This window comes from Roseiarcus sp., from assembly GCF_052145395.1.
In the GTDB taxonomy this organism is placed as follows: Bacteria; Pseudomonadota; Alphaproteobacteria; order Rhizobiales; family Beijerinckiaceae; genus Roseiarcus.
Genome location: NZ_JBKQOT010000331.1, coordinates 1 through 2,504, shown reverse-complemented (window position 1 = coordinate 2,504; position 2,504 = coordinate 1). Strand labels below are relative to the sequence as shown.

The following is a 2,504-nucleotide window of genomic DNA, read 5'->3' as shown; positions in this document are numbered from 1 at the left end:
ACTTGCCGGCGCCGTTGGCGCCGATCAGCGTGACGATCTCGCCCGCGTTGACCTCGATGTCCACGCCCTTGAGCGCCTGGATCTTGCCGTAGAACGTCTCTACGCCGCGCAGTTGCAGGAGCGGCGCGGCGCTTGCGGTCGCTCCGCTCATTGCTCGAGCTCCTTTTCGATCGTTTGCACCTCTTCCTCGTCGGCGACGCCGAGATAGGCCGCGATCACCTTGGGGTCGGCTCGCACTTCCGCGGGCGTGCCGTCGGCGATCTTCATCCCGTAGTCGAGCACGACGACGTGATCGGAGATCTGCATGACGACCGACATGTCGTGCTCGATAAGCAGCACGGACATCTTGTGGTCGGCGCGGATCGAGCGCAGCAGCGCGGAAAGGTCCGCCGACTCGCGCGGGTTCAACCCCGCCGCCGGTTCGTCGAGGCAGAGCAGCACCGGGTCCGTGCACATGGCGCGCGCGATTTCCAGCCGGCGCTGGGCGCCGTAAGGGAGTTCTCCGGCCGGATCGTCTGCCCGGTCGATCAGGCCAATCTTGTTGAGCCAGAAAGTCGCCCGATCGACCGCCTCGGCCTCGCGGCGCCGGTAGCTCGGCGCGCCGATCAGCCCGAGCACGGTCATGCCGCTTGCGCGCATGAGAGCATTGTGGTGCGCGACCAGCAGGTTCTCCAGCGCCGTCATGCCCTGGAACAGGCGGATGTTCTGGAACGTGCGCGCGACCCGCGCCTTCCGCGCGATCTCGTGATCGGGCATCCGCTCGAGCAGGAAGAGCTCGCCGTTCGCCGTCGTCGCGCGGCGACCGCTGGCGTGCGTGGCGGCTTCAATGGCGTCCCTGGTCACAACGCCGTCGCGGGCGAAAGCCAGCCGCCCTTCGGTCGGCTTGTAGAAGCCGGTGACGCAGTTGAACACCGTCGTCTTGCCCGCGCCGTTCGGCCCGATCAGCGCGGTGATGTCGCCCCGCGCGACGGTGAAGGAGAAGGCGTTGACCGCGACGAGACCGCCGAACCGCATGGTGAGGTTTTCGACGGTCAGTATCGGGCTGGTCAGCCAGTTCATCAGCCGTGCCCCTCCTTGACGAGGTCGCCGGACACGGCTTTGCGCTCTTTGAGGAAGATGGAGGGCGATCGAGTCGACACGAGGCCGCGCGGCTTCCAGATCATCATGACGACCATCGCGGCGCCGAACAGCAGCATGCGGTACTGGGTCGGGTCGAAGTCTGCGCCAAAGATCCGCTTCATCCAGTCGAGCTCGCGCATCAGCTCGGGCGCGCCGATCATCACCGCCGCCGCGATCGCGACGCCGAGCTGCGAGCCCATGCCGCCGAGCACCACGATGGCGAGGATGGTGGCTGATTCGATGAAGGTGAAGCTTTCGGGGCTGACGAAGCCCTGGCGCACCGAAAAGAACGAGCCAGCGAAACCGCCGAACATCGCGCCCAGCGCAAAGGCGGTGAGCTTGGTGTTGGCGGTGTTGATGCCGAGCGAACGGCAGGCGATCTCGTCCTCGCGCAGGGCCTCCCAGGCGCGCCCGATCGGCAGCCGGCGGAGCCTCAGGGTGACGAAGTTGGTGAGCAGCGCGAGCGCCAGGATCAGGTAGAACAGGAAAATCGTGCGGTAGATCGGCGTGTAGGGCAGATGGAAGATAGCGGCGAAGCCGTTGTCGTCGTCGGTGAACGGGATGCCGAAGAAGGTGACGTGCGGGATGCTGGTGATGCCCGCGCCACCATTTGTGAAGTCGACCCAGTTGACGAGCACGAGGCGGATGATTTCACCGAACGCCAGCGTCACGATGGCGAGATAGTCGCCGCGCAGCCGCAGCACCGGAAAGCCGAGGATGATTCCCCACATCGCCGCGAGCGCGCCGGCGAGCGGCAGGCAGATCCAGAACGAAAGCCCGAAAGTGGTCGAGAGCAGCGCATAGGAATAGGCGCCGATCGCGTAGAAGGCGACATAGCCGAGGTCGAGCAGGCCCGCGAGCCCGACCACAATGTTGAGGCCCCAGCCCAACATCACGTAGATCATGATCTGGACGCCGTAGTTGTTGATCCATTTCAGCGAGCCGGCGGGCCCGAGCAGCCCCAGCACGATGAGCGGAAACAGCGCGACGAAACCGAGCGCAAACGGCCCGAACCACTTGGAAAAGGCGACGCGCGCGAGCGAGGGCGGCGCCACGCCCTCGCCTTCGCGCGCAGCCTCGACAAGGGCGCCGCCCACGCCGCCCGCGGCGACCGAACCGACCCGGTCGAACCAGACGCGCCAGTCGGGCGGCGACAACTGGCGGAATAAGACGAACGCGAAGACAATGGCGGCGACGCCGAGCGACAGCGGCCAGCGGCCCGTCAGGACCAGCTCGTTGTTGATGTTGGCCTCAGCATGGTAGCTGATGATCGGAAAGCAGAGGCCGAAGGCGACAAGCGCCGCAGCGAACGCGTTGCGGAGCGCTGTCAGAATTGGGGCGGCGGTCGTTTCGCCTGTTTCGGCGACCGTCGTGGATTGCGGCGC

Annotated in this window: 2 protein-coding genes and 1 pseudogene; all 3 read right to left on the bottom strand. The window is 66.2% G+C overall.

What is annotated here, in order from left to right; translation table 11 throughout:
* Positions 1–151, bottom strand: a pseudogene (locus ACLP25_RS11220) (ABC transporter ATP-binding protein); the annotation flags it as partial.
* The gene (locus ACLP25_RS11215) at positions 148–1,059 is read right to left on the bottom strand and encodes an ABC transporter ATP-binding protein (RefSeq protein ID WP_442469278.1); all 912 of its coding nucleotides are present in this window, start codon (positions 1,057–1,059) and stop codon (positions 148–150) included. The gene ACLP25_RS11215 and the pseudogene ACLP25_RS11220, both read right to left, overlap by 4 nt.
* A partial coding sequence (gene livM, locus ACLP25_RS11210) for a high-affinity branched-chain amino acid ABC transporter permease LivM (RefSeq protein WP_442469277.1) occupies positions 1,059–2,504 on the bottom strand: 1,446 nt, incomplete at its 5' end. The genes ACLP25_RS11215 and livM, both read right to left, overlap by 1 nt.

Bases quoted from the DNA above. Each gene is read 5' to 3' on its own strand.
- ACLP25_RS11215 (WP_442469278.1), bottom strand. From the start codon at position 1,059: ATGAACTGGCTGACCAGCCCGATACTGACCGTCGAAAACCTCACCATG.